Source organism: Streptomyces mayteni (genome assembly GCF_054783955.1).
The window spans coordinates 21,963-46,155 of the sequence record NZ_BAAGPR010000005.1 but is presented as its reverse complement, the minus strand read 5'-3'; the positions used below and the strand labels follow the sequence as shown (position 1 = coordinate 46,155).

The window sequence follows — 24,193 nt, the reverse complement described above, 5'->3', positions numbered from 1 at the left end:
TACGTGAACCCGCCGGACGTCCGCGGGCCTTCGCGGACGTGGTCGGTGTCGGGTCGCCCTCGCCGATCGGATGCCGGCCGTGCGATGGGGGGCGGAAGCTACCTCACGGCGGCGGAATGCTCAAGTCTGTTGGAAATAAGGTGAGTTGATTAGCCTCAATGCCAGCGGTGATCTTCCTGCCGCTGCTGGTGTGCTATCTGAAGGAGGGTTTCATGGCCAAGCGCATGCTCCTCAAGGTCGCGAGCAAGATGGGCTTCACCACGAAGGGCGCCGCCGGAGCGTACCCGTGGATCCCGTAACCAGTCCGGCAGCATGACGGCCCGGACCCGACCATGTCGGGTCCGGGCCTTGGTGATGAGGGTCCCGCTGCTGACGGAGTTGAGCAGAGCTGACAGAGCCCACAGAACACCTCGTTTCCCGGCCCCTGGCACGGACGGGGGCCTCCCCGGCCGAGTTCCTGGAACGCTACGAACGCGATCGGCTGACGTATCTGCTCGACGCCGCCAGGGAGTTCGGCCCGGCGGTGGAGCTGGCCGAGGGCACGGTGTTGCTCAACGACCCGCCCGCCGTCCACGACGCGCTGCGCCGCACCAACACCGACTTCCTCGTCACCAGCACCATCCGGCGGGACGCGGTGAGCGGGCTGCGCGGCGACCCGGCGACGGACGACTGGATGCGGGGACGCCGCGCAGTGCAGAAGGGGATGTCGCCGGCGGCGCTGCGCGAGCACCGGGAGTGGCTGGCCGGGGAGGCCGACCGGCTGGGGTCCGCGTGGCGCGAGCGCGGCACGGTCCAGGACCCGGTGCGCGAGCTCGAGGATCTCACCTCCCGCTCCTTCGCGCGGTTCTGCTTCGGCACCCGGGAGGTCGGCGCGGTCGCCCGGCGCACCGGTGACCTGCTCAACGCGATCACGCCCATCATCAGCAGCCCGTACCAGCTGCCCAGGCTGGTACGGCGGCTGCTCCCCCGCTACCGCAGGTCGGTCACGGCCCAGCAGGCGCTGGAGGAGGAGCTGCGGCGCGCGCTCGCCGCGCCGGGAGAGGGCGGGCTGGTCGAGAGTCTCGTCGACGCCGGCCTCGACACCGAGGCCACGGTGCGGATGCTCGTCGCCAGCGGTCTGGCGTCCTATCGGGTGCCGGCAGCCGCCCTGGCGTGGACCCTCGTCGCCCTGGCACGGCATCCCGAAGACGCCGACGCGTGCGCCGACGCGCCCGCCGAAGGCGGGATCGTGTCATGGGTGGTGGCGGAGTCGCTGCGGCTGTGGCCGCCCAACTGGCTGATCCTGCGCACCGCCAACGGTGAGCAGGAGTGTGACGGCTGGCGCGTCCCGGCCGGGTCCGCCGTGATCATCTCGCCGTACGTCGTGCACCGGACAGCGCCGACGTTCCTGGGCGACGACCCGCTGGCGTTCCGGCCGCGCCGCTGGGAGTCCCTCCAGCCCGCCCCCGGCGAGTACCTGCCCTACGGCATCGGCAGCCGCTGGTGTGTCGGCAGGTCGTTGGCCGACCTGGAGCTGACCACGATCCTGACGCGCCTGGTGACCGGGCTGCGCTTCACCGTCTGGCACCTGGGTGACCGCCCCGACGTGCGCACGACGCTCCTGCCCCGCGACCTGGTCCTCGGGACCGGGCCGCGCTGACTCCCGGGCGGTCTCCGGCCGCCGCCGCTCGTCACCAGCAGACCGGTATCCGGCGGACGCCTCTGGCCTGGGGCCCGGCGCCCGGGTCCGGGGCGAGGGCGGGACAGCGCCGCAGGAGCGTGCCGATGACGATGCGCCCCTCCATGCGGGCGAGCGGCGCGCCCATGCAGTAGTGCACCCCGTGGCCGAAGGCGAGATGGCCCCGGGTGTCGCGACGGATGTCGAAGCGGTCGGGCTCGGCGAAGCGGGCCGGGTCGCGGCCGGCGTCCGCCATGGCGATCAGCACCACGCCGCCGGTGGGGATGACCGTGCCCCCGATCTCGACGGGCTCGGTCGCGATCCTTGGCGGAGCGGTCTCCACCGGGCTGTCGTAGCGCATCATCTCCTCGACCGCACCGTCGATCAGCCCGTCGATGTCGGAGCGGAGCAGGGCGAGTTGATCGGGGTGGGCGAAGAGGGCGCGGACGCCGTTGCTGAGGAACCTGACCGTGGACTCGTGCCCGGCGAGCAGCAGCAGGAAGGCCATGGACAGGAGTTCGTCCTCGCTGAGCCGGTCACCTCCCTCGTCCACGGTGTGGATGAGGGCGCTGAGCAGGTCCTTGCCGGGTGCCGCCCGCTTGGCCTCGATGAGCCCGGTCAGATACGGCATCGCCTCGGCGTTGGCGGCGCGTGCGGCCTTGGCGCTGGTGGGGGCGGCGACCTCGTCGGACCAGCCGCGGAAGGCGTCGCGGTCCAGGTCGGGCACGCCGAGGAGTTCGCAGATGACGGTCAGCCGGAGGGGGAAGGCGAGCGCGTCGATCAGGTCGGCGCGGCGGTCGGGGGCGGCCAGCATGGTGTCGAGCAGGTCGTCGGCGAGCCGCTGGACGCGCGGGGCGATCGCGTCGACCCGGCCCGGGGTGAACTCGCGGAGGACCAGGCGGCGCAGCCGCGTGTGGTCGGGCGGGTCGCGCAGCAGCATGTGGGCGTTCCCCGGCCCGTCGACGGGAGGCGGCGCGGACAGGCCGGTGGCCAGGTGGCCGTTGCGGTGCCAGTCGCGGCTGAGCCCCGGGTGGGCGTAGGCCGCCCGGCACGCCTCGTATCCGACGACGAGCCAGAACAGTTCGTCGCCACCGCGCCGGACGAGGTGCACCGGCCCGCTGGCCCGCAGCTTCGCGTAGGCGGGGTAGGGGTTGGTGGCGAAGTTCGGGTCGAGCGCGGGGAGATCCACCACTGACGAATCCGGCATGATGATCACCCTAGCCGCGTCCTCGTCGAGCGGGACCGACGGCGGCAGACCATTCGCCAGCGGGTGCGGCTCTCGAACGGCGGTCGGGGCGAAGACGGCCGGGGACGGCCGCCAAGTCGCCGTTCATCAGGCACTACGGAGGGGACAGGCGCAGGAGTTCCGGGCCCGCGCGTCGAGCCGTCACGTTCAACACGTCGAGGCCGAAGGCGATCTCCACGCTGCGTTGGGCGTCTCGGGCCGCCGACGCCCCCGGGCCGTCAGAGACGGCGAGCCAGTAGTGACTGTCGGCTGGCCACGGGACGAGTTCGAGGCGTTCGGGCTGGTTGGAGAAACTGGCCCTGCCACCGGACAACTCCCGCGATTTCATCCGTGAGATCGCACATCGACTGTGCGGACGGGCGTGGGACGGCCAGCGACGGGTGAGGTCCTGGACGTCCCGCGCCCCTCCGCCGTGCGTCACAGGCCCTGTTGGCGAAACCACTCAAGCGTCTCGGCGAACCGGGCGAGGCCTTCCTCGCGTCGGGAACGGTCAGCTTCATGCCGGGAATCGAGCACCGAGGAGCCGAGGAAGTATCCGCCGGGTGACGGAGACACGGGGTGAATATTAATTCAACATTGAACAGATATGCGTTCGCGGTTAGTCTCCCCGGCAGTTCGAACTCAACGAGGAGTGGGCCGCATGAGAAGACGAACCATGCTCGGGGCAGCCGGACTCGTCGCGTCGGTGCCGGGGGTCATCGCGACCGCCGGGCAGGCGACGGCGGCGGAGCGGGGGGAACGTCACGGGCGTCGGGCGATCGACGCCACGGTCATCGCGGAGGTGGCGCCTGAGGGGTACCAGGTCACCGGCGTCGCGATCGAGTACGACGGGATCGTCGATCCCGGCCGGGTCGACCTCGACCCCGGCGCGTTCGAGGTCACGGCGACGCTCTCCCGGCCCGGCGCCGAGCCGCGCACCGGCCGCCGCACCGTCCTCGCCGCCTACCCCAACAACGCGGCGGAGTTCACGGATCGGCCACGGCCCGGCAGGTACGTCGTGCTCGAACTGGACGCGAACGACGAGCTCGCGGCCAGTGCCTACAACGACGGGTTCACGCGCTACTACGACCTGGCGGGCGCCTATCGCGTCCGGCAGGGCGGGGACGCCCCGGTGACCAACACCGGCGTGCGGACCCGGCTCGTCGACAACTACGCCGCGGCGACGCATCAGGCCGCGTCGGGCGTGACGGTGCCGTATCGGTTCTTCACCCCGGCGGTGCGGCCGGGCCGGCGGTATCCGCTCGTGGTGAGCCTGCACGGCCACGGGGAGAGCGGGAACGACAACTTCAGTCAGATCGCCGGCAACCAGATCTCGGTGGCGTTCGCGGACCCGGCGCGGCAGCGCCGGCATCCGGCCTTCGTGCTCTCGCCGCAGGCGCCCCAGGGATCGCCGGGTACCGGCGGGTGGTGGCGGCCCGATGTCCGGGCCGGCGTCCTCGAGTTGGTGCGGACGACGCTCGCGCGCAACCGGGCGATCGACCCGGGCCGGGTCTATCTGACCGGGCTCTCGATGGGTTCCTACGGTTCCTGGGCCCTGCTGCCAGAGCACCACGAGCTGTTCGCCGCCGCCGTGTTGGTGTGCGGCGCGGGGAACGAGGCGGCGGCCGTCGGCTCCCTCGGGGAGTTCCCGATCTGGGCCCTGCACTCGGCGGACGACGCGGTCGTGGCCTACGACGTCCCGGGTTCCGACTACCGGATCTTCCGGGCGCTGGAGGCGGCGGGCCGGCCGGTGACCTGGAGCGAGTGGGCCGGCAACGGTCCGGCGCGTGAGCAGCGGGCGCACGCCGACGACGCGCGCCGGCGCACCGCCGAGGCGGGCAGCCGGCACGTCTTCACCACCTTCCCCACCGGCACCACCCCGCTGTTCAGCCACGCGTCCTGGATCCCCACCTACACCAACGACGCCGTCCTCGACTGGCTGTTCGAGCAGTGACCGGCGCGTAGCGCCGCCCGGCGCGACGGCGACACCGTCGCCGCGCCGGGTGAGGGTGGTGAAAGCGCGGTTCGACGCGGTTAGGCGCGTTCGCGGCCGGGAACGAGCGGCACACGCGGCGGGCCCGCGTGGCCCGGACGGCGGCCTCGTATCCAGGCCGACCGCCGTTCGAACCGAACAACCACCGCTCGTACAGGGGGAGTCAGCACTCATGGCAGTACAGCAGCGTCGTCGGCGCCACGCGGTCGGTCCCGTCGTGGCCCTCGTCCTCGCCCTGTCCCTTACCGCCTGCGACTCCGGCGAGGACGACGGCGAGTCCATCGGCGACGCCGGCGCGTCCCAGGGGCAGGAGCAGGAGCAGGCCGCGGGAGGGGACGAGGCGGAGGACGAGGCGGAGGACGAGGCCGAGGACCAGGAGGAGAACGGCACGGGCGAGGAGGAGTTGCCGCCCGTCGACGCCAGTGAGCCCACGGGGGACGGCATCACCACCCACCCGCTGGGCGAGCCCTCGGGCCCTGTCGCGTTCCACGAGAACTCCTACGGCGACCGCTGGCACTTCGACGTCACGGTGAAGCGGGTCGAGGGGGGCGACTGGGACGCCATGGCAGGCACCGGCCTCGTCGCGACGGACTACCCGGGTCTCGATCCCCTCTACGTCCAGCTGTCCCTCACCAACACGAGCGGCCCGTACGAGGGGCCGGATCCGACCGGCGCCATCGCCGTCCTGGCCGACGACGGCGGGCCGTTCGAGCCGGTGGACGCCGCCGGGGCGGAGGGCCTGCCCGACTGGTGCGCCGCCCCGCTGGCTGACGGCGTGATCAGCGTCGAGGGGGACGAGACGCAGTCCAGGTGCCAGGTGGTGCTGGTCGGCCACGGCGTCGTCCTCACCTCGGTCGACTGGCAGCACCCGACGGGCGCCGAACGCTGGCTGCTCGGCTTCTGATCCGCCTCGGCATCCGCCTCGGCATCGGCCTCGGCATCGGCGCCGGACTCCCGCGCGGATCCGCTGCCGATGCCCGTTTTAGGATGGTGGGCATGTTCGCGCCCGCCCGTCTGCTCTGTCTCGCGCTCTTCGCGAGCTCGGCGTGGTGCGTCGACGACGGTCTCTGTCGTCGCTGAGCGCGCTCCGATCGCGCTTCCGCGGCTTTTTCTCCGCTCCCCCTCCCCTGCCCACGCACGTCCCGTGGAGACCCCGTGACCACCACCTCATCGCCGTCCCCTGCCCCCACCACCGTCGAACCCCGGCGGTGGGCCCCGCTCCTCTCCCCCGCCCCCACCAGCGCCCCGCCGCCCGAGGCGCCGCCGGCGCCGCCGGTGCGGCGGATACCACTCGCCGTCTCCGGGCTGCTCGGCGCCGGCCTCAGCGCCTACGTGTTCGCCGCGCACGGCGCCAAGCCCGGCGTCCTGCTGCTGCTCGGGCTGGGCCTCGGCTTCGCCCTCTTCCACTCCAGGTTCGGCTTCACCTCCGCCTGGCGGCAGCTCGTCGCCGTCGGCAACGGCACCGGGCTGCGCGCCCACGCGCTGCTGCTGGGCACGACGGCCACCCTCTTCGCCCTGATCATCGGCACAGGCACCGGTCTTTTCGGCTCCCAGCCGGCGCCGTCCGCCGGGCCGCTGGGCGTGAGCCTGCTGGTCGGCGCGTTCGTCTTCGCGATCGGCATGCAGCTCGGCGGGGCCTGCGCCTCAGGCACGCTGTTCGCGGTCGGCTCGGGACAGTCGTCGATCGTGCTCACCCTGGGCGGCTTCATCGTCGGCTCGACGCTCGCCGCCTGGCAGTTCGAGCTCTGGAGCGACCTGCCGTCCCTCGACCCCTACCTGCTCTCCGACCACGTCGGCTGGTTCGGTTCCTGGGCGGTGACGATCGCCGCGCTCGCGGTGATCGTGGTGATCTCCCGCGTCGTCCAGCGCCGCCGCACCCCGCCGCCGACCGGCGCCGTGCCGTCCAGCCGCGGCGGCGCCGCGGCCCGGGCGCTGCGCGGCTCGTGGCCGGTGGCCGCCGGCGCCGTGGTGCTGCCCGTGCTGGGCGCCGGGGTGCTGCTGGTCTCCGGCGGCGCGTGGGGCGTGACCAGCGCGTTCGCGCTGTGGGGCAGCAAGCTGCTGGGCGTCGTCGGCGTCCAGCCGGAGAGCTGGGCCTTCTGGCAGCAGCCGAACAACGCCGACATGCTGGCCGGGCCGATCCTCGCCGACAAGAACAGCCTGACCGACATCGGCATCATGGTCGGCGCCGCGGTCGCCGCCTCGCTCGGCGGCACCTGGGCCCTGCACCGCGGCATCCCCTGGCGCACCGCCGTCGCCGCCGTCCTCGGCGGCGTCCTCATGGGCATCGGCGCCCGCCTCGCCGGCGGCTGCAACATCGGCGCCTACCTCGCCGGCATCGCCTCCGGCAGCCTGCACGGCTGGATCTGGGGCGCCACCGCCCTCCTCGGCACCTGGGCGGGCCTCCGGCTCCGCCCCCTGTTCGGCCTGGCCAACCCCAAGCCGAGCGACGGCGTCTGCTGACCGGCCGTCGTTCCCGGGTGTGGCGGGCCGCCCCGCCACACCCGCACCCCCACCCGCGATGACGCGGGCGGGAGGAGCATCACCCCGACACTGTGATGACCGCCATGCCACCAGCCGAGGTCGGGTTTCTGCTGCTCGGCTCGCTGGAAGTGCACGTCGGGGGGCGCGCTGTCGCCCTCACGGGCAGGCAGCGTCAACTGCTCGCCGTCCTGCTGCTGGAGGCGAACCGGGTGGTCTCGGTGGATCGTCTGGCGGACGGGCTCTGGGGCGAGGCCCAGCCGGCCAGTCCGGCCGCCCGGGTTCTCGCGGCCCTGGCGCCGCCGCCCAACAGGATCCGGCCCGCACGCGGCGTCCTCCGGCCGGAGCGAAAGCGCCCAGAGATCGGCAGCGGGCTTCCCGCCTCGTGGGAACGGGTCGTGCATCGGTCGGCGGCCGCGCCGCGCCGCCGCCAGTCACGGCTCCTGGCGGCCGTCGGCTGGGCTCCCGGGCGAACCTGTGATGTCCTGCTGCCGTGGCCGGTGTTCTCTCAGCCCTCATCGCGGTTCTCGGAACGCTGCTCGGCGTCGCCCTGACCCAGCGGTCCCAGCGTCAGGCGGCCGCGCGCGACCAGGCGTTCGCGACCCAGCAGCAGCTCCGCTCCGAACGCATGGCCGTCTACAGCGACTTCGCGGGCGCGGTGACCGAGTTCCGGCGAGGCCAGCAGGACCGCTGGCACCGCAGGCACGAGGACCCGGAGGGCTCCGCCCACTTCGAGGCTCGCATCGAGGCCTACCGCCTTCGCGGGGTCGCCCTCCACGTGCTGTTCCGCGTGCACCTCATCGCGAGCGGCCAACCGCTCATCGACGCCGCCCGACAGGCGTACGAACTGACGAGCGCCACGCACAAGGCGTCCGACCAGACGGAGCTCAGCACGCTGAGCGGCCAGGCACGAGAGGCCCTGGAACACTTCGTGAAGCTCGCCGCCGCCGACGTGCGATGACGTCGCGGCGGAAGACTCACCGTGATCCCCGTCAGCACCGCACCTGGATCAGGGCGTGGGCGCCGCTGGTGCGCCAACTGTCGCCCGCGGCGTCGAGCGCGGCGGCGCGGGCGGCCGTGAGGCCCGTGACGACGTCGGACTTCAGCGTGCGGAGCGCGGCGACCGGGGTGGGGAAGTAGCTCGTCACCCGGTCGAAGCCGGTGGTGGGCGGCCACATCCGGTCGCCCACCAGGCGCCGGTAGTTCAGGTCGCCCTTCAGGATCGTGAGGGTGGCCGTGGCCAGTTCCCGGCGGAGGTCGTCCGGCATGGCCGCGTAGGGCAGCGGGGCGCAGAAGAAGGGGTGCACCGAAGGGCGAAGGCCACCGGTCGTCACGGCCTCCCAGAGCCGGGCGCCGATCTCGCCGGCGTGGCCCGGGGCTTCGGTCAGGCGGCGCAGCGCGTCGACGAGGTCGGTGGGGGTGGCGTCGGAGACGTAGTAGGGGTGCGGCTTGAGGTGGAGGACGACGGTCCTGGCGTGGCCGTGACGCAGCAGGTGGTCGATGAGGACGAGGTCGGGGATCAGTTCGCGCCCGGCGTTGTCGGCGATCACGGCCACGGTGCCCGCCGGTCGGGCGGCGAGGTGGGCCCACAGCGCGGCGGAGTCGTCGGCGACCAGGTCCCCGGCGGGGTCGGCGCGGTCGGCCGCGGTGGTGAGGAAGCCGAGGTCGGCGCGGTTGCCCCACACGGCGGCGCCGAGCAGCGCCGCCGCCCGCTCGGCCGGGGAGAGGTCGGGCAGGGCGTCGAGCGCGTGGAGTTCCTCGTCGACGGCCGCGCTGTGGAGTTCGGCCCGTTTGGCCGGGGCGAACGGGTCGAGGCCCTGATAGGGGCCGGGGGTGAAGTGGTCCACGGCGCCGAGGAGTCGGCGGTAGAAGTAGCTCTCGGCCCACAGGAACGGTGCGTCGAACCAGGAGCGGCCGACGTGGTCCGCCATGCCCCACCCCGCCCAGGCGGCGTGGTCGTGGGCGTCGGCCGGCAGCGGGCGGAGGACGCTGTCCCTGGTCTCGGCCAACAGCGTGTCCAGCGCGCGGTGTTGGGCGGGGGTGTGCGGGTGCGCGTCGCGGACCTGCCGGATCAGGGCCGGGTGCCGGGTGGCCAGCACGTCCCGGGCGAAACTGCCGGGCTCGTCGCACCTGATGACCGGCGCGGCGTCCTCCAGGGGAGTCTCCGTCACGATGCCCTCTCTCCGTCCCCGATGTGCTGACCCACCACGACCGCACGGTACCGCCCGCGCGGCCGGGGTACCGGGCAGCGCCACCTCGGACGGCGGGGCGCGAGCACGCCGTCGCACGCGGGCCACCGTCACCGGGATCCGACGGGCGGCTCGCGGTCGACCGAAGGAGCCGGACGCCGTTGCCAGCCGGGCCCGCGCACGGTTCGCACTATGATGATCGGCATGCCGCCAGCCGACGTCGGGTTTCTGCTACTCGGCCCGTTGGAGGCGCACGTCGGCGGCCGTGCCGTCGCCCTGACGGGCCGGCAGCGTCAACTGCTGGTCATCCTCCTCCTGGCGGCGAACCGGGTGGTCTCGGTCGACCGCCTCGCCGACGGGCTCTGGGGCGAGGCCCAACCGGCCAGCCCGGCTCCCCGGATCCGCGCCCTGGTCGCCGAGATCCGCCGGGCCACCGGCAACGCGGAGTTCATCCTCACCCGGAGCCCCGGCTATCTGCTCCCCGTGCGGCCCGGGCAGACCGACATCGACGACTTCGATCGGCTCGCCGGTCGGGGAGCGGAAGCGGCCAGGGACGGAGACCTCGACGCCGCCGCCGAACTGTACGGCAGGGCGCTGGCGCTGTGGCGCGGCCAGCCGTTGGCCGACGTTCCCGACGCGCACGCCCACGAGGTCGCCGCGCTGGCGGAACGCCGATGGTCGGCCCTCGAGGAGCAGGCGGACGTCCTGCTCACGCTCGGCCGGCACGAACGGGTGACGGCCGAGCTCGCCTCGGCGGTCGCCGAGGATCCGCTCCGTGAACGGTTCCGCGCCCAACTCATGCGCGGCCTCTTCCTCGGCGGCCGCAAGGCCGCGGCGCTGCGCGTGTACCGCGACTACGAAGAGCGGCTGGCCGAGGAACTCGGGGCCGAGCCGAGCAGGGAACTCCAGCGGCTGCGCGCACGCGTCCAGGCGGACGAGCCGGACCTCGACCTGGGGCGCGGCCACGGCCGGGGCGAGGCCGCACAGCCGCGACCCGCCTCGGTGCCGCGTCATCTACCCCGGGACATCGGCCGACTCATCGGTCGAGACGCGGAGTTGGCCTGGCTCGACGGGCTGCGCGACGACGGCGTCGGAGTCCTGGTGGGCCCGGCCGGGGTGGGGAAGACGGCGCTCGCCGTGCACTGGGCGCACCGCGTCGCGCCCCTCTTCCCGGACGGCCAACTCTTCGTCGACATGCGGGGCTTCGCACCGGGGCCGACGATGTCCGCCGGCGAGGCACTCGTCAGGATGCTGCGAGCCCTGGGTGTGACCGCGCGGTCGGTGCCCTCCGATCTCGACGACCAGGTCGCGCTCTACCGGTCGCTGCTGGCCGGCCGCCGGGTGCTGATCCTGCTGGACAACGTGGCGGAGGCCGCGCACGTCCGGCCGTTGATCCCCGGAGAACGCGGCTGCCTGCTGCTGGTCAGCAGCAGACACCGGCTCGGCGGCCTGGTGGCCCTCGACGGCGCCCGGCGTCGCTCCGTCGAGCCGCTGGGCCGCGCCGCCGCGGTCGAGTTGATCGCCCAGCGGGCCGGTGCCCCCCACCTGACGACCGAGCGCGCGGCGCTGACGGAACTGGCGGGGATGGTCGGCGATCTGCCACTCGCGCTGTGCGTGGCCGGGGCGCAGCTCTCCGAGCGGCCCCAGCGGGGCGTCGCGGACTACCTCGCCGACCTCGCCAGGCACGACCTGCTGGAGAGGCTGCGGCTCCCCGACGACGAGGGCACCTTCGTGCGCGCCACCCTCGAACTCTCCTACGCCACGCTTCCGCCGGAGGCACGCCGGGTGTACCGGCTGCTCGGACGGGTGCCCGGTCCCGATGTGAGCGTCGCGGCGGCCGCCGCGTTGGCCGCTCTCGCTCCCGCCGACGCGGAGAAGGCGCTGGAGACCGTAGCCCAGGTCCATCTCGCCACGGAGTCCGGCGATCGGCGCTTCAGCCTGCACGACCTGTTGCGGGAGTTCGCCGCCCGGCTCTCCGAGGAGACCGACACGCCGGCGGCCCGCGAGGCGGCGTTCCGCGCGCTGCTCGACCACTACCTCATGGCCATGATGGCCGCCGCCGGCACGACGGGCTACTCCCTGCTGTTCGTCCCCGAGCGGTCGGCCGCGGAGCGGCGGCACCCCGGGCCGTTCCCGGACGCGGCCGCCGCGGCGGCCTGGGTGGAAGCCGAGTGGGACAACGTGACCGCCGCCATCACGCGTGCCGCGGGGAGCGGCCCCCACGACCTGGCCTGGCAGTTGGTCGCGGTGAGCCACCCCTTCCTCGTGCACCGCTCCGTGTCGGAGTCCCTGCGCGTCGCCGAACTCGGCCTGGACGCGGCGCGCCGGGCGGGCTCCGAGATCGGCGAGGCGGTGACCCTGAACATCCTGGGGCAGCTGAACTGGCGTGCCGGCAAACCAGACGTCGGCGCAGGGCACGCGCGCCGGGCCACGGCGCTGGCCCGGAGCGCGGGATCGCCACGGATCGAGGCGAGGTCCCTCCTGTCGCAGGGGGTGTTGGCCAGCGCCCGTGGGCGGAAACGGCAGGCCATGCGCCACTATCAGCAGGCCCTCGTCGTCTTCGGGCACGCCGAGGACCCCAAGGCCGAGATCGCGTGCCGTTCGAGTCTGGCGACGCTTCATATCGCGCTCGGTCGGCTCGACACGGCGGGTGAGATGTTGAGCTCCCTGCTGCCCCTGCTCGCCGCCGACGGGGACGGCGTCGTGCTGTCCTACGCGCTGCTCAACCAGGCCGTGGTCCGCCGGGAACAGGGTCGGCTCGACGAGGCGCTGCTGCTGCTCGACCGGGCCCACGCCGCGGCCCGCGCCACGACACGCGGCGGCAGCGCGCGCTTCGCGGAGGCGACGGTCGACGAGATGCTGGGCCGGGTCCACACCTCGGGCGGCCGCTACCGGGAGGCGATCGGCGTCTTCGAACGGGCCCTGCGCGGCGCTCGGCACGAGGAACACGACAACTGCCAGCTCTACGCCCTGAACGGGATGTCCACCGCCGAACTGCGACTTGGGGAGTTGGACTCGGCCGAGGCGCACCTGGCGGAAGCCTTCGCCATCGCGGAGCGGACGAGCTATGTCCCGGGGCGTTACGAGGCGTTGCTCCGTCTCGCGGACGCGGCCCGGCTCCGCGGTGACCACCAGCGCGCGGTCGACCGCGCCTCCGAACTCCTGGCCGCCCCGAAGGACTCCGTGGGAACCCTCCTCCCCCGGGCACATCACCTGCTCGCCGCCGTCCTGCTGGACCGCGGCGACTTCGACGGCTGCGTGAGCCACTGCGAACGAGGGCTGGTGATCTGCCGGAGAACGGGCCAGCACCTGGTGCGTGGCCGCCTGCTGCTGGTGCTGGGGCACGCCCGCCGGCGCCAGGCGAACGAGCGGGGCGCCCGCGCGTCCTGGCGTGCCGCGCGGGCGGTGCTGGCCGAGATGCCGGTGCCGGAACGCGCGGAGGTCGCCGCGTTGCTCGGTTAACGGCTCACCCCGGCGCCCACCAGCGGGACGAGCCCGGGGTCCTGGCGGAGTATCCGCTGGTGGAGCGTCCTGAGGCGGTCCCCCGGCTCGTTGCCGAGCCGCTCGACCAACGCACGGCGGATCCGGTTGAAGCACGTCAGGGCGTCGCTCTGGCGACCGCTTCGGTAGAGCGCGAGCATGAGGAGTTCGGCCAGGGACTCGTCCAGCGGATGCCGCTCGACCAACTCCCGCAGGCCGGGGACCTCCTCCGTGTGGTGCCCGAGACGCAGCCGGATTCCGACCCGTGCCTGGAGGGCGGCACACCATTCGTCCTCCAGGGTGGCGCGGGCCCTGGTGGCCCAGGCGGACCCCAGGTCGGACAGTGGCGTGCCGGTCCGCAGCGCCAGGGCTCGGTCGTACAGCGAGACGGCGCCGGTGTCATCGTTCCGCCAAGCGGCCGTCCGGGCCCGGCTGACGAGGCGTCGGAAGCGATGGACGTCGACGGCGGACGGATCGACGGCGAGCTCGTATCCGCCCCTGCGCCGGATCAACGGGTGCTCGGCCCCCGCCGGTAGGGCCGGGGCGAGGGTCCTCCGCAGGCGGTTGGCGCAGGTGTAGAGCGCGTCGCGCGGGTGTTGGGGAGGCTCGCTCCCCCAGAGCTGGTCGATCACGGCCCCGTCGGGCAGGAACTCGCCGGGGTCCCAGGCCAGCAGCGCCAACAGCTGACGGGCTCTCTCGGACGCGGGCGCGATGCCCCGTCCCCCCGTGCGCAGTCGCACCGAGCCCAGCAAGCGGATGTCCACGGAACACCAGTCCAGTCCCTCGTCGTGCGCGAACGACGACACTCTGGCCGAGGCCCGCATGGATTCCGCATGGGCCGCCGCCGCTGCCCCCGATCTGTCGCCGATCCGTCGCCGCGACGGGCGTCCGCCGGCGGGGAATGGGTGGCGAAATCGCAGCTCAGCGCGGTGTCGGCGCGTTCGCGGCCGGGAACGCGCGCCGCATGAGGCGAGCCGGTACGGCTCCGATGGTGACCGGTCTGGATCTAGGCTGACCGACGTTCCATCGCAACAACCACCGCTCGAACACGGGGAAATCAACACTCATGTCAGTACACAAGCGCAGTTGGCGCTACGCGGTCGGCCCCCTCCTGGCCCTTGCCCTGACCCTTACCGCCTGCAACTCCGACGAGGAGGAGCCCACCGGCGACGCGAGCGCACCCCAGGAGCAGGAGGGCCAGGAGGAGACTTCGGAAGGGGACGAAGCGGCCCCGGCGGACGGGGAAGGCGGGTCCGACGAGCAACTGTCCGGGGGCGACGGCGGCGGCGAACCGATAGACGACTTCATCACGGTCGCGGTGGGCGAGTCCCCCGGCCCGGTGATGTTCGAGGACACCGAAGGCGACGACGTGTACTTCGACGCCACGGTGGAACGCGTCGAGTCGGGAAGTTGGGAGGACCTGGCGGGCAGCGGACTCGTCGCGGAGGACTACCCGGGCTTCGACCCCCTCTATGTCGAGATGTCCCTCACCAACGAGAACGACCCGTACGAGGGCCCCGACCCCTCCTTCCTCCTCCAGGTGCGGTCCGACGACGGCGGCCCCTTCGACCCGGTGGACGCCGCCATGGCGGAGAACCTCCCGGAGTGGTGCCTCGCTCCGCCCACCGAGACGCTGTGGGACTTCCAGAGCGGCGACACGAGGACCACGTGCCAGGTGTTCCTGGTCGGCCACGGCCTCACCGTCACCTCCGTGGACTGGCCGCTCGCGTTCGGCGCCGTGCGCTGGCTGACGCAGTCCTGACCCACGCCGGTCTCGGCGACCAGGCGTTCGTCGGCTCGCCGGGAGGGGCGAGGTGGACGTGACGCACCTCGGCCGCCGCCGTCGGAACTGAAGGCGGCGGCCGGGGCGAGGCGTCGATGTGCTGCCGCAACAGCGCGATCGCTGGGCGGTGGCCATAGTGTTCGGCGATCTCCATGGGTGTCGGGCCGCCGGGGGCCGCGAATCGGGGGTCCGCGCCGAAGCGCAGCAGGAGCGCCGTGGTGCGCACGGTCAACGGCCCCCCGGTCTGCACGGCCCCGTCCCCCTCGACGTCGATCGCGTGGGTCAGCGGTCACTCATGACGCCCCCCATCGGCCGAAGGCGAACGCCGACACGTCCTTCGTGAACTCCGCGCGGTGGTGCTCGTAGGTCGCGATGCCGGAGACCCTGATCAGCACGCAGAAGCGTTCGGTCGAGGCCAGCCTCCTGGCGACCGCCGCGTACTCGCGTCGTAGGAAGTGGATGGCGGCCAGGTTGGTCATCGAGGTCTGGCCGCACACCAGGAAGACGGGGCGGCTGGAACCGGCGGGGGTGAACTTCGCGACCATGGCGTACTCCTGGTCGCCGCGGTCGAACAGGTACTTCTCTCCCCCGACCTCGATGGCCACCGAGTCCCGACGGCCGACGTCGTAGGGGTGGAACGTGACTCCGGGCAGGTAAGCGGCGACGTGACCGGTGGAACGGACGTTGACGTCCGCCAGCGGGCCTCCGACGCAGAACTCGGTGCGGTCGCCATTGCTCCCCCGGAAGTCACCCGACTCCACCGACACCTGGCAGCCCAACTCGCCCGCCAGCAGAGCCAGCTCGACGACGGCCCGCACATCCCGGTAGTGCGGGCTGCCGGGCACGTCGTGCTGGCCGCCCAACACGACGAGGCAGGTCTCCTCCGGGCGCACCCCGAAGAAGGCCGCCCGCCTGTTCACCGCCCGGCTTCGTTTGGCCCGCTCCCAAAGCCAGACGAACCCACCGCCGAGCAGGCTGGTCACCAGACCGATCGCGACGTTCGCGAACACCGACTGCACCGCATCCCCCGACCGCACTCGCCCAACTCCCGTTCATTCTCGCAGGGGAAGCCACGCGACGACGGACGTGCCTCGGAGGTCACGAGGACGGACGGCCCAGGCCGCGGCGAGCCGGACCACGAGCCGTGGCGTCTCCGGCCTGAACACGCGTCAGCGGTAAGTGGGTTGGGTACGGTCCGGCCGGGCGATCTGGGGTTCGGGGGCGGAGGCGGATCATGAAGAGTGCGCATTCGGGGCTCGCGGCATTCCAGTCCAGAGCGGCCGGGGCCGCCCGGACCCTGTTGGGCAGTCAGGGGTACGACGGTGGGTGGGGACTCACGCTGACCTCGGTCTCCTCGATCGTCAACACCAGCGAGGTCCTGCCGATCCTGCGGGCCGCCGGCATCGCCGGACAGCCGGTCCGGCGGGCGCTCGACTTCCTCACCGTCGCCATCGCGGAGCACTGCCGGCCCCGCCACAAGGGCGGCCGTGGCGAGCACACCCGGTTCGTCGCGTTCGGCCTGGCCGGGCTGCTCTCCCACTCGCGCTTCTTCCACCACACCGGTGTCGCGGAGACCGCGGCCTGGTGCGTCAGCTGGTTGGAGGACCATCAGGTCGACCACGGTTGGCCCGAGGTGCTCGGGCTCGACGACACCTCGCTGCACCAGACAGCCCTGGTGGTGCACGGGCTCGCCGTGCTGCGAGACGCGCTCCACGAGTTCGGCCCGGGGCTCGTCCTGCCCGGCGGGGTGGAGACCAGCAGCCTGCTGGAGCGAGTCGAGCCGCTCATCGAGCACGGTGTGCACGGCCTGCTGTACCACCGGCGGCCCGGCGGCGCCTGGGGGTGGCGGACCTACGTCGACACCGACCCAAGTCCGAGCAAGACCGCGCTGTGTCTGCTCGGGCTGTCGGCCGTCTGTTCCGGAACGGGGCCCGGTGGCGAACCCGCATACCGCGACATCCCGCGCGAGGCGGGCGGGGTGCACGGCCCGGTGCAGTACAAGCAGCTGTCCGAAGTGGTCGTCGAGGCGGGCCAGTGGCTGCTGCACAACCACCACCGCTGGGAGACCTTCGTCGAGGATGACAAGGACGTGCAGGGCACCGCGTGGGAGCACATGGCGTATGCGCTGTGCACCCAGGGCGCCGTCCGGGCCGGTGCCAACCCGCGCGATCCCCGGCTCACCAAGGCGTGGAGGTTGATGAACGACCTGTGGGATCCAGAGGTCGGACTGTGGAACGAGCCGGGCGCCTCGGGCAAGCGCGCGACCATCCGGGCCGCGTACTACACGGTGTCGGCCTACGAGGAAGCGGTTCAGCGCCTGTCCCGGATGAGTCTTGCCGGCGGAACCTCAGAAGACGTGAGCGAGGCGTCCGCCCAGGTGGTCATCATCCGCGTCGCACTCGGTCCTGGCCGGACGGTCCTCGTCGAAGCACGCGACAGCGAGGGAAGCGTGAGATGTGAGCTGTCGGAGCGTTTGTTCGATGTGGTGAAGGCCGTGCACGACGCTCCCGAGGCAGCGCTGTCGACGGAGCGGATCGCGGCGACGCTCTGCGTCGCCCCGTCCTCGGTGCCCAAGTACGTTCAGCGCCTCAACCAGGCCGTCTCCGCGGCCTTCGGCGGCGCCCCGGCCCGGCTGCTGCTGGCCAGCACGGTGGACGGGGCCAGCGGGTATCGCCTCGCGGGACGGTAGGGCCGCTCCTACGACGCGGCGCGCTCCCGGGCTACCGGATAGTTCAGCAGGGCGAACCGGGCCAGGGAGCGCACCTGGTCGAAGGTCCTGAGGCTGTCGAGGTCTTCAAGCCCGAACCAGGCCGCGCCGTGTACCTCGTCGAGCTCCGCCTCCACGACCCGGTCGCGGGTGCCGGGCTGACGCTGGACGTAGAAGAACTGGACCAGGGCCGGGGTGGGGAAGCCTTCACGCTCGATGTCGACGTAGAAGGGCACGGGCTCAGGGGTGGCGTTGTGGTCGGCTGGATGGATGCCCGGCTGACTGGAGATCGCCTCCACCACAAGGCCCGTCTCCTCCTTGAACTCGCGCACCGCGGTGCCGGCGAACGACTCTCCGGGCTCGATGTGCCCTCCCGGTGGAACCCACTTGTCGAAGCGGTTGTGGTGCACGAGCAGCACCTTGCGATCCTCGACCAGGTAGCCGGAGCAGCAGTACACCAGACCGATATCGCGGGCGGACTCACCGTCGTGGATCAGAATCGAGCGCGGCACGCTGGCCACGATAGCCCACCGCCCCTTTCTCGAACTCTCGTGCGTCGAAGGCGACTTCGTGCACTGTCATCGCCGCCGCGATGACATGTCATCGGCAATGACAACGCGATGTCATCGCGTACCCGTCATCGCGGGTCCGATGGTGGTGGCATCCCGAATCCGGGCCCGCGCCGGGATACGGCGATGGCCTGTCCGTCGAGGAGAGGACCCCTCTGATGCGCACTCGCCCCTGGCGTGCCCTGTACGAACAGCGGTTCACGGCACCGGGGACCGTGGTCGTGCAACCCACGACCTGGTGCAACCTGGACTGCCGGTACTGCTATCTGCCGTTTCGCAAGCTCAGGCATCACATGTCGGTGGAGGTCGCCGCCGCCTTGGCGAAGGCGGCGGCCCAGTTCGAGGACAGCGGGCACCCGATCGGGATCGTCTGGCACAGCGGTGAGCCGCTGGCGGTGGGGCCCAAGAAGTTCGCGGCCCTGCTCGCCCTCTTCGAGCCTCTGCGCCGTGCCGGCCGAGTCCAGCACTACGTGCAGACCAACGCGACGCTGATCAGCGATGCGTCGTGTGACCTGCTGGCCGCGTACGACGTCCGCGTCGGGGTGAGCATCGACGGGCCGGCCGCCGCGAACATTGAGCGGGTCGATCTGCGGGGCAAGCCCGCCTTCGACCGGATCCTGCGCGGGATCACCCGACTGCGCGAGCGGGACATCCCGTTCTCCGTCATCTCGGTGGTCGGTACCGCCGGAATCGAGATTCCCGAGGAGCTGTTGGACTTCCTCACCCTGCTGGGGGGGGGCCACTCGGTGGGCTTCAACATCGAGGAGATAGAAGGGGCCAATACCGACCGGTGACGGGCGACGGACAGCCCTGGGGAAATCACCGCGGCGCTTCCTGGCCCCCTGGCATGATCTCGGCAGAGCTGTCTGCACCAAGGGCTTCCCCCTTGCCCGGGGCCAGGGCCGAACCAGCGGCAAGACCACCTCACGGAACGTCACCACTCGCTGCTGTCAACAGCTCACTCTTACAGAGATCGCGTCAACGTCGACGCGCCGCAGTCATCCGTCCCGGCGCAGCGGGAGGCCCGCGACGACGGACGTGCCCCGGACGGGACGGGGCCGGACGGTCCAGGCGGCGGCGAGGCGGTCGACGAGCAGCAGGCCGCGGCCCGTCTCGCCGTCTTTGTTCGGGTTCCTCGGTGTGGGCACGCCGAGGCCGGCCGCCCTACCCGGGTCGGAGACGGCGATCCAGTAGTGGCCATCGGCGGGCCACAGGACGAGTTCCACCCGTTCGTCCTGCTGGCGCGCCCCGTGGCGGATGGCGTTGGTGACCAGTTCGGAGGTGAGCAGGCTCAGGTCATCGCCCAGGCACCGCCGCAGTCCAGGCGGCAGCGCCTGGGCGACGGCGTGCCGGGCGCGTCCGACGGACGCGGGGCTGGCGGGGAAGTGCCAGTGGGCGGGCACGAGCGGGATGTCGGGCATGGTGAACTCCAATGCGGTGACGTGGTTTTGGTTCATACGTCGGCCGGTGGCTCGCCGCCGTGGGGCGGGCACACCCGCCCCACGGCGGACGGGCACGCTCACGCGGCGCACTTCCGGCTGCCGCCGTGTGTGACTTAGGCGTGACTCCAAGCTAGCGTGGGGCGATGCAATTGTCTTCACGATGATGGCATTTACCCCCCAACGAGTGTGGACGGGGGCACCCGATGACAGATTCGGCAAAGGCCAACGGAGGAAATCGCATGTCAACGCGACGCACGCCGACCGAGCGGCAGAAGCGTCTGGGAGCCGAGCTACGCAAGCTTCGCCTCGCTGCGGACATCACAACCGACTATGCGGCGGGCCTGCTCGGCATGGACCGGACGCGCATCGCCAACATGGAGTCGGGCACCCGCACCATCAACGCGGAACGTGTTCGCAAGCTGGCGACCAACTACCTCTGCGGCGACACCGCGTACGTGGAAGCCCTCGTGGCCATGGCCGACACAGGGGCCGGGTGGTGGGAGCGATATCGGGGCAGTCTCCCGCAAGGAATGCTGGACATCGCCGAGTTGGAATCATCTGCGGCGCGGATGCGGGTCGCCAACACGGTGCACATCCCTGGCCTGCTACAGACCTCCGAACACGCGACAGCCGTCTTCCGAGTCGTGGTTCCCCGCCTCCCCGAGCACGAAATCGCGCTCAGGCTGGCACTCCGCTCCGAACGTCAACAGGTGGTCACGGGAGACAGGGAGACCCCTTACGTCGCCATCATCCACGAGGCCGCTCTGCGCATGCGCTTCGGTGGGCCCGAGGTCACTCGCTTTCAGTTGGAGCGCCTGGTGGAGACGTCCGAGCGGGACAACGTGACCGTACTGATCCTGCCGTTCGAACGCGGCGCCTTCCCCGGTGCTGGGCAGAACGCGCTGTACGCCGAGGGCGCCGTTCCGCAACTCGATACGGTGCAGGTGGACAGCATGCACGGGCCCGCTTTCCTGCACGCTGATGGCCAACTCGCAAAGTATCGGGAGCAGTTCGACTGGCTGACGGAGCTGGCCCTGCCTCCGGACAGCTCCCGTGAGTTCGTCCGCAAGATCGCGCATCAACTGTGAGGATGGATCCCATGCCCGACATCACCTGGGAAGCGCCCTTCTGCGGCGAAGGCAACTCCTGCTTCCGGCTCGGCACCGACGCCGACGGCAACGCCTACATAGCAGTCAACGGCCAGGAGGAGAAGTACCTCACCGACACCCTCGAAGCCCTCCGCACCCTCATCACCGACATCAAGGCCGGCAGGGCCGACCACCTCCTGTAGCCGGCGACTGGCGACGGTGGAGATCGCCGGCCACCTTGCCCACCTCGCTCATTCAGTGGGGAGGTGGTCGGTGAAGATGCCGATGAGGAGGCGGCCTTCCAGGCGCTGGTCCGGCAGGCTGAAGTGCACCCGGTTGCGGTGGCGCTCCTTCTTCGCGTGCCACTCGCACGAGTAGACCTCTCCCTCGTGCGTGACCTCGCGTTGCTTCATGAGCTTCCCGCTGGCTCGGGTCTTCGAGCTCTCGGGGGAGACGTCCATTCCGTGTTGTCCGAGCACGGCCTGCACCTGATGGGGGATGCCCACCTGCCCGCGCAGAGCGTCGGCGAAGTGGTCGTGGATCACGGACAGCGCCTGGACGACCCAGTCACGCAGGTCCTGGTAGGTGCCGTCGAACTTGCGGAAGGTCAGGGAGTCGGCGAAGGCCAGGCCGGGGAACGCCTCTCGCGCTCGGACCAGGAAGTCCTGTTCGGTCACGTCTTCCCGGCTGAAGAGGGAGCGCCAGAACTCGCCGTAGGCCGAGTGCGCGGCCAAGAAGTGCACGTCGGCGACGACCGGCGTCGGTGGCTCCCCGGTCGTCGCCGTGACCGGCTGCCAGCCGCGCGGGCCTGGCCTCGGGAAGACGAGGCAGCAGATGTGGTGGCCGTCCCGGGAGTGCCGCCAGGCGTAGCCGATGGACCAGGCCATATCCCGGGCGTTGCCCGCCAGTTCCACCCGGTCCGGTAGCCCGATGAGATCCGGGCTCCATTCAGGACAGCGGTCCATCAGCCGAACCATCCGCAGCCGGGCGTCCCGGCCGGGCCTCGGCACGCCGTTCTCGTAGAGCACCTCGAAGAGCGGCTGCCCGTCGGTGCACTCGGTCTCGGTCCACCACGAGGAGACGGCGATGACCCAGCGCTCGCCTAACTCCTCCAGGGTGTCGCAGAAGTCGTCCAGCAGATCCGTCAGGCGTTCCTCGTCAAGATCGCGGAAGTCGAAGGACGACTCGTCGACGACGAAGCGCGGTCGGTCATCGCCTGCTGCGCCTGGCACGCGCCAACCTCCCCAGGTCTCGCTCGATCTGGTCGAAGAATCCCTCCGGCCACTCGGAGAGTTCGCCGGATGCGGTCAGCTCGATCGGTATGGCGCCGGCCTGCTCGGTGCCGTAGTACTGGACAAGTGCGGACTCCGGGTCCAGGGTGCCGTCTTCCGCCACGGCCAGCCGCGCGCCGTTGAGCACGTGGTCGCTGTGGGTCTCGACGACGACCTGTGTCCCCGCACCGGCCACCCGGGCCAGGAAGCGGGCGAGCCGGGACTGCCCGCCGGGGTGGAGGTGGGCCTCGGGGTTCTCCACGATGAGGAGGTCACCGGGGCGGGTGAGCAGCCCGGCCACGATCACCGGCAGGGCGTAGGAGAAGCCGAAGCCCATGTTGCCTGGGCGGATGGCCTCGCCGAGCAGCCCCGGTTCGCGGAAGCGGATGGTGCTGGCGGTGATGCCCGGCGGCCACTGCGCCTGGATCTCGACGGGCCGGATGATGTCCGACGCCCACATCTCGACCTGGGTGCGCAGGACGGTGACGCCGTGCGTCGTGGCGGTGTCGGGATGGAGCAGTTCCGGCCGTACCTGCCGGCTCTCGTGCAGGGCGAGCAGTTGCGCCGTGTACTCGCCACGCACGCCCACCCCGAGGAGGTCGGGGTGTTCCGCTGAGACGCCGAGTTGGTCTCGGGGGCCGAGGCGTTCGGCGCACAGGTAGGTGAAGGAGCAGCCCTGGCCTGAGAGTTCCGGCAGCGGATCTCCCCGCTGTTCGGCCACGTCCAGGTAGAGGGCTTGTTCGTCGGGGACGGCCAAGCGGACGAAGCTGGGGGCCGGTGCGTGGTCGCTGCCCAACTCCAGGGTGATGGACGAGTCGGGGGCGTCGGGGTGCAGCACCTCGTGGGCTTCGCCCAGGGCGAGGCCGTAGGGTCCGTTGAGCTGCACCGAGCGGGTGTTCGGTGAGTCCGCGAGCTGCCGAGCGAGTAGCAGGGCCTGGATGGTGGTGCTCTTGCCGGTGCCGTTGAGTCCGGTCAGGACGGTGAGCCGGCGCAGGGGAAAGTCCGCTTCGGCGAACCGCTTGAAGTGGCGGATACGCAGCGAGGTGATCACTGTCCGGCCTCCGCCGCGCTCGCCGTCGCCTCAAACCGGTAGAACACCTTGCTGGTACCACCGGTGGACGTGGTGATGGCGTCCAGGTACCTGTAGTCCTCCGTCATCAGCTTTCTCGCGGCGTCGACGATGGCCGGCGTGCGGCGCTGGAGGGCGGCCGGTTCGTAGCGGGCCAGGGTGATCGCCCATACCTCGAAGAGCGCCCGGTTGATCGGCGACCGCCAGTCCCCTTGCGTCAAGGACCACTTGCGGAAGGCGTGGTCACCGAAGACGAGACGGGCGTTGCGCATGGCCTTGGTGAAGTCGGCCTGGAGCGCCGCTACGCGTGCGTCGTCCACTTCCTCCGGGGAGTCGAGCTTGGCCGTCGCCTTTTGAAGGAACGGATCCATAGCAGCGACCCTGCGGTACTCCTCGGGGCCGTCCAGCCAGAACGCGGCGAAGCGGAGAGCCATTTCCCGGTCGTTCATGCGCCGGTGACCACCCATCTTGTTGGTCGCCTCGTTGAACGCGTCCGTCGAAGTCATCTCCTTGAGGATGCGGCGGCTGCGGTCCCTGCTCATGCAGTGCCGGATCTCCTGGGCATTGAGCGGTGTCCCGCCGGTGTTGATCCGCTTGAAGATGTCGTACATGACATCGGGCGGAGTCGTCGGGTCGATCACATGAGTAGAGATCTGGGTGTTGTGAATCCGACGCTTCCAGGGGGCCGGAAGGTCTTCGAAACGCTTCCCCTCCACGGCTTCGTCAAGATATTCCAGCCCTTTGAGGTGGAAGCCCGATTTCGACCCGCCGCGTACGAAGTGATGGATTGTGGAGAGCCGCTGAAGGCCGTCCACCACGCGCATCCTGCCGTCGGTGTCTTCCGCGAAGTAGAAGGCAGGCAGCGGAATCTGGAGCAGTACCGACTCGATCAGTCGAGATTTCTGCCAGGGGTTCCAGACCTGGTTCCGTTGGAAGTCCGGTGCGAGTTCGAGAGAGTCGTCATCGATCATGTCCAGGATGTTGCGCAGGGAGAACTGCTTGGTGTTGACCCTGATCTGCTCCGGGTTCCACGGACGCGCGATATCCGGGTTCTCTTCGTCGGCCTCCTTCTCGACCTCGATGCCCATCGGCTCGTTGTTGAAGTACTCCTCACGGACCTCAGGCGGCTCGGTGGGCTCCGGGGGCGTCGGGCTCGTCATGCGGGAAATCCTAGCCGCCGCCTCAGTGGTGCGTCGGGTCCACCGCGACGGGGGTGCGGTGGACCCGACGGTCTCGGAGGGG

The 24,193-nt window shown here is 71.4% G+C and carries 23 protein-coding genes; 13 read left to right on the top strand and 10 right to left on the bottom strand.

Translation table 11 applies throughout. The features are described 5' to 3' along the window. Positions 1-158 precede the first annotated feature (158 nt). Together ACYVPE_RS03780 and ACYVPE_RS03775 are read left to right on the top strand one after the other, a co-directional pair. Complete coding sequence (locus ACYVPE_RS03780; protein WP_461031927.1) at positions 159-299, top strand: hypothetical protein; 141 nt, start codon at positions 159-161, stop codon at positions 297-299. A 224-nt stretch (positions 300-523) separates the two neighbouring features. Continuing rightward, positions 524-1,639, top strand: coding sequence for a cytochrome P450 (locus ACYVPE_RS03775; RefSeq protein ID WP_461031926.1), 1,116 nt, complete (start codon positions 524-526; stop codon positions 1,637-1,639). A gap of 31 nt (positions 1,640-1,670) precedes the next feature. On the opposite strand, the gene ACYVPE_RS03770 is transcribed toward ACYVPE_RS03775, so the two are convergent. Both ACYVPE_RS03770 and ACYVPE_RS03765 read right to left on the bottom strand, forming a co-directional pair. Then, positions 1,671-2,864 (bottom strand): cytochrome P450 family protein, encoded by a 1,194-nt coding sequence (locus tag ACYVPE_RS03770; RefSeq protein ID WP_461031925.1) that lies wholly within the window; start codon positions 2,862-2,864, stop codon positions 1,671-1,673. A gap of 133 nt (positions 2,865-2,997) precedes the next feature. After that, positions 2,998-3,231, bottom strand: a complete 234-nt coding sequence (locus tag ACYVPE_RS03765) for a hypothetical protein (protein ID WP_461031924.1) — start codon at positions 3,229-3,231, stop codon at positions 2,998-3,000. Between the two features lie 312 nt (positions 3,232-3,543). On the opposite strand from ACYVPE_RS03765, the gene ACYVPE_RS03760 reads away from it, so the two are divergent. The 5 genes from ACYVPE_RS03760 to ACYVPE_RS03740 all read left to right on the top strand — a co-directional run bounded on the left by ACYVPE_RS03760 (position 3,544) and on the right by ACYVPE_RS03740 (position 8,314). Continuing rightward, positions 3,544-4,836: a hypothetical protein gene (locus ACYVPE_RS03760; protein WP_461031923.1), complete on the top strand. Its 1,293-nt coding sequence runs from the start codon at positions 3,544-3,546 to the stop codon at positions 4,834-4,836. Between the two features lie 211 nt (positions 4,837-5,047). After that, positions 5,048-5,779, top strand: a complete 732-nt coding sequence (locus ACYVPE_RS03755; protein WP_461031922.1) for a hypothetical protein — start codon at positions 5,048-5,050, stop codon at positions 5,777-5,779. Positions 5,780-6,030: 251 nt separating this feature from the next. Continuing rightward, entirely contained in the window at positions 6,031-7,335 is a 1,305-nt protein-coding gene (locus tag ACYVPE_RS03750; protein ID WP_461031921.1) for a YeeE/YedE family protein, read from the top strand. A gap of 104 nt (positions 7,336-7,439) precedes the next feature. Then, positions 7,440-7,907 (top strand): AfsR/SARP family transcriptional regulator, encoded by a 468-nt coding sequence (locus ACYVPE_RS03745; RefSeq protein WP_461031920.1) that lies wholly within the window; start codon positions 7,440-7,442, stop codon positions 7,905-7,907. Then, positions 7,847-8,314 carry a hypothetical protein gene (locus ACYVPE_RS03740; protein WP_461031919.1) on the top strand — a complete coding sequence of 156 codons (468 nt, stop codon included), beginning with the start codon at positions 7,847-7,849 and terminating at the stop codon, positions 8,312-8,314. Before ACYVPE_RS03745 ends, ACYVPE_RS03740 begins: the two co-directional genes overlap by 61 nt. 31 nt (positions 8,315-8,345) lie before the next feature. On the opposite strand, the gene ACYVPE_RS03735 is transcribed toward ACYVPE_RS03740, so the two are convergent. Beyond that, positions 8,346-9,524: a damage-control phosphatase ARMT1 family protein gene (locus ACYVPE_RS03735; RefSeq protein ID WP_461031918.1), complete on the bottom strand. Its 1,179-nt coding sequence runs from the start codon at positions 9,522-9,524 to the stop codon at positions 8,346-8,348. A 222-nt stretch (positions 9,525-9,746) separates the two neighbouring features. Between ACYVPE_RS03735 and ACYVPE_RS03730 the strand changes: the two genes are divergently transcribed. Next, on the top strand, positions 9,747-13,004 hold the full coding sequence (locus tag ACYVPE_RS03730) for an AfsR/SARP family transcriptional regulator (RefSeq protein ID WP_461031917.1): 3,258 nt from the start codon (positions 9,747-9,749) through the stop codon (positions 13,002-13,004). Here the strand turns inward: ACYVPE_RS03730 and ACYVPE_RS03725 are convergent. Next, positions 13,001-13,786 carry an AfsR/SARP family transcriptional regulator gene (locus ACYVPE_RS03725; RefSeq protein ID WP_461031916.1) on the bottom strand — a complete coding sequence of 262 codons (786 nt, stop codon included), beginning with the start codon at positions 13,784-13,786 and terminating at the stop codon, positions 13,001-13,003. The two genes, ACYVPE_RS03730 and ACYVPE_RS03725, sit on opposite strands and share 4 nt — an antisense overlap. Before the next feature lie 302 nt (positions 13,787-14,088). On the opposite strand from ACYVPE_RS03725, the gene ACYVPE_RS03720 reads away from it, so the two are divergent. Continuing rightward, a complete protein-coding gene (locus ACYVPE_RS03720) occupies positions 14,089-14,784 on the top strand; it encodes a hypothetical protein (protein ID WP_461031915.1) in 696 nt (231 codons plus the stop codon). Positions 14,785-15,098: 314 nt separating this feature from the next. Here the strand turns inward: ACYVPE_RS03720 and ACYVPE_RS03715 are convergent, their stop codons facing one another. After that, complete coding sequence (locus tag ACYVPE_RS03715) at positions 15,099-15,815, bottom strand: hypothetical protein (protein WP_461031914.1); 717 nt, start codon at positions 15,813-15,815, stop codon at positions 15,099-15,101. Positions 15,816-16,039: 224 nt separating this feature from the next. On the opposite strand from ACYVPE_RS03715, the gene ACYVPE_RS03710 reads away from it, so the two are divergent. Further along, a complete protein-coding gene (locus tag ACYVPE_RS03710) occupies positions 16,040-17,494 on the top strand; it encodes a prenyltransferase/squalene oxidase repeat-containing protein (protein WP_461031913.1) in 1,455 nt (484 codons plus the stop codon). Positions 17,495-17,502: 8 nt separating this feature from the next. Here ACYVPE_RS03710 and ACYVPE_RS03705 read toward each other — a convergent pair whose 3' ends face one another. Next, positions 17,503-18,024 (bottom strand): NUDIX hydrolase, encoded by a 522-nt coding sequence (locus ACYVPE_RS03705; RefSeq protein ID WP_461031912.1) that lies wholly within the window; start codon positions 18,022-18,024, stop codon positions 17,503-17,505. 215 nt (positions 18,025-18,239) lie between these two features. Between ACYVPE_RS03705 and ACYVPE_RS03700 the strand changes: the two genes are divergently transcribed. Further along, complete coding sequence (locus tag ACYVPE_RS03700; protein WP_461031911.1) at positions 18,240-18,875, top strand: radical SAM protein; 636 nt, start codon at positions 18,240-18,242, stop codon at positions 18,873-18,875. 204 nt (positions 18,876-19,079) lie between these two features. Here ACYVPE_RS03700 and ACYVPE_RS03695 read toward each other — a convergent pair whose 3' ends face one another. Next, positions 19,080-19,538 (bottom strand): ATP-binding protein, encoded by a 459-nt coding sequence (locus tag ACYVPE_RS03695; protein ID WP_461031910.1) that lies wholly within the window; start codon positions 19,536-19,538, stop codon positions 19,080-19,082. A 224-nt stretch (positions 19,539-19,762) separates the two neighbouring features. Between ACYVPE_RS03695 and ACYVPE_RS03690 the strand changes: the two genes are divergently transcribed. Next, a complete protein-coding gene (locus tag ACYVPE_RS03690) occupies positions 19,763-20,611 on the top strand; it encodes a helix-turn-helix domain-containing protein (protein ID WP_461031909.1) in 849 nt (282 codons plus the stop codon). An 11-nt stretch (positions 20,612-20,622) separates the two neighbouring features. Beyond that, positions 20,623-20,814 carry a hypothetical protein gene (locus ACYVPE_RS03685; RefSeq protein WP_461031908.1) on the top strand — a complete coding sequence of 64 codons (192 nt, stop codon included), beginning with the start codon at positions 20,623-20,625 and terminating at the stop codon, positions 20,812-20,814. Positions 20,815-20,862: 48 nt separating this feature from the next. On the opposite strand, the gene ACYVPE_RS03680 is transcribed toward ACYVPE_RS03685, so the two are convergent. The 3 genes from ACYVPE_RS03680 to ACYVPE_RS03670 are packed head-to-tail and all read right to left on the bottom strand — an operon-like array spanning position 20,863 to position 24,111. Further along, positions 20,863-21,843, bottom strand: coding sequence for a hypothetical protein (locus ACYVPE_RS03680; protein ID WP_461031907.1), 981 nt, complete (start codon positions 21,841-21,843; stop codon positions 20,863-20,865). After that, complete coding sequence (locus ACYVPE_RS03675; RefSeq protein WP_461031906.1) at positions 21,821-22,933, bottom strand: AAA family ATPase; 1,113 nt, start codon at positions 22,931-22,933, stop codon at positions 21,821-21,823. The genes ACYVPE_RS03680 and ACYVPE_RS03675 overlap by 23 nt, the downstream gene beginning before the upstream one ends. Then, entirely contained in the window at positions 22,930-24,111 is a 1,182-nt protein-coding gene (locus ACYVPE_RS03670) for a DUF262 domain-containing protein (protein WP_461031905.1), read from the bottom strand. Before ACYVPE_RS03670 ends, ACYVPE_RS03675 begins: the two co-directional genes overlap by 4 nt. Positions 24,112-24,193: the final 82 nt, after the last annotated feature.

What these genes read in the sequence shown, in the direction of transcription:
- ACYVPE_RS03780 (WP_461031927.1), top strand. Translation starts at nt 159, where the DNA reads ATGCCAGCGGTGATCTTCCTGCCGCTGCTGGTGTGCTATCTGAAGGAG.
- ACYVPE_RS03770 (WP_461031925.1), bottom strand. Translation starts at nt 2,864, where the DNA reads ATGCCGGATTCGTCAGTGGTGGATCTCCCCGCGCTCGACCCGAACTTC.
- ACYVPE_RS03685 (WP_461031908.1), top strand. Translation starts at nt 20,623, where the DNA reads ATGCCCGACATCACCTGGGAAGCGCCCTTCTGCGGCGAAGGCAACTCC.
- ACYVPE_RS03765 (WP_461031924.1), bottom strand. Translation starts at nt 3,231, where the DNA reads ATGAAATCGCGGGAGTTGTCCGGTGGCAGGGCCAGTTTCTCCAACCAG.
- ACYVPE_RS03700 (WP_461031911.1), top strand. Translation starts at nt 18,240, where the DNA reads ATGCGCACTCGCCCCTGGCGTGCCCTGTACGAACAGCGGTTCACGGCA.
- ACYVPE_RS03760 (WP_461031923.1), top strand. Translation starts at nt 3,544, where the DNA reads ATGAGAAGACGAACCATGCTCGGGGCAGCCGGACTCGTCGCGTCGGTG.
- ACYVPE_RS03690 (WP_461031909.1), top strand. Translation starts at nt 19,763, where the DNA reads ATGTCAACGCGACGCACGCCGACCGAGCGGCAGAAGCGTCTGGGAGCC.
- ACYVPE_RS03710 (WP_461031913.1), top strand. Translation starts at nt 16,040, where the DNA reads ATGAAGAGTGCGCATTCGGGGCTCGCGGCATTCCAGTCCAGAGCGGCC.
- ACYVPE_RS03745 (WP_461031920.1), top strand. Translation starts at nt 7,440, where the DNA reads ATGCCACCAGCCGAGGTCGGGTTTCTGCTGCTCGGCTCGCTGGAAGTG.
- ACYVPE_RS03755 (WP_461031922.1), top strand. Translation starts at nt 5,048, where the DNA reads ATGGCAGTACAGCAGCGTCGTCGGCGCCACGCGGTCGGTCCCGTCGTG.
- ACYVPE_RS03730 (WP_461031917.1), top strand. Translation starts at nt 9,747, where the DNA reads ATGCCGCCAGCCGACGTCGGGTTTCTGCTACTCGGCCCGTTGGAGGCG.
- ACYVPE_RS03720 (WP_461031915.1), top strand. Translation starts at nt 14,089, where the DNA reads ATGTCAGTACACAAGCGCAGTTGGCGCTACGCGGTCGGCCCCCTCCTG.
- ACYVPE_RS03695 (WP_461031910.1), bottom strand. Translation starts at nt 19,538, where the DNA reads ATGAACCAAAACCACGTCACCGCATTGGAGTTCACCATGCCCGACATC.
- ACYVPE_RS03670 (WP_461031905.1), bottom strand. Translation starts at nt 24,111, where the DNA reads ATGACGAGCCCGACGCCCCCGGAGCCCACCGAGCCGCCTGAGGTCCGT.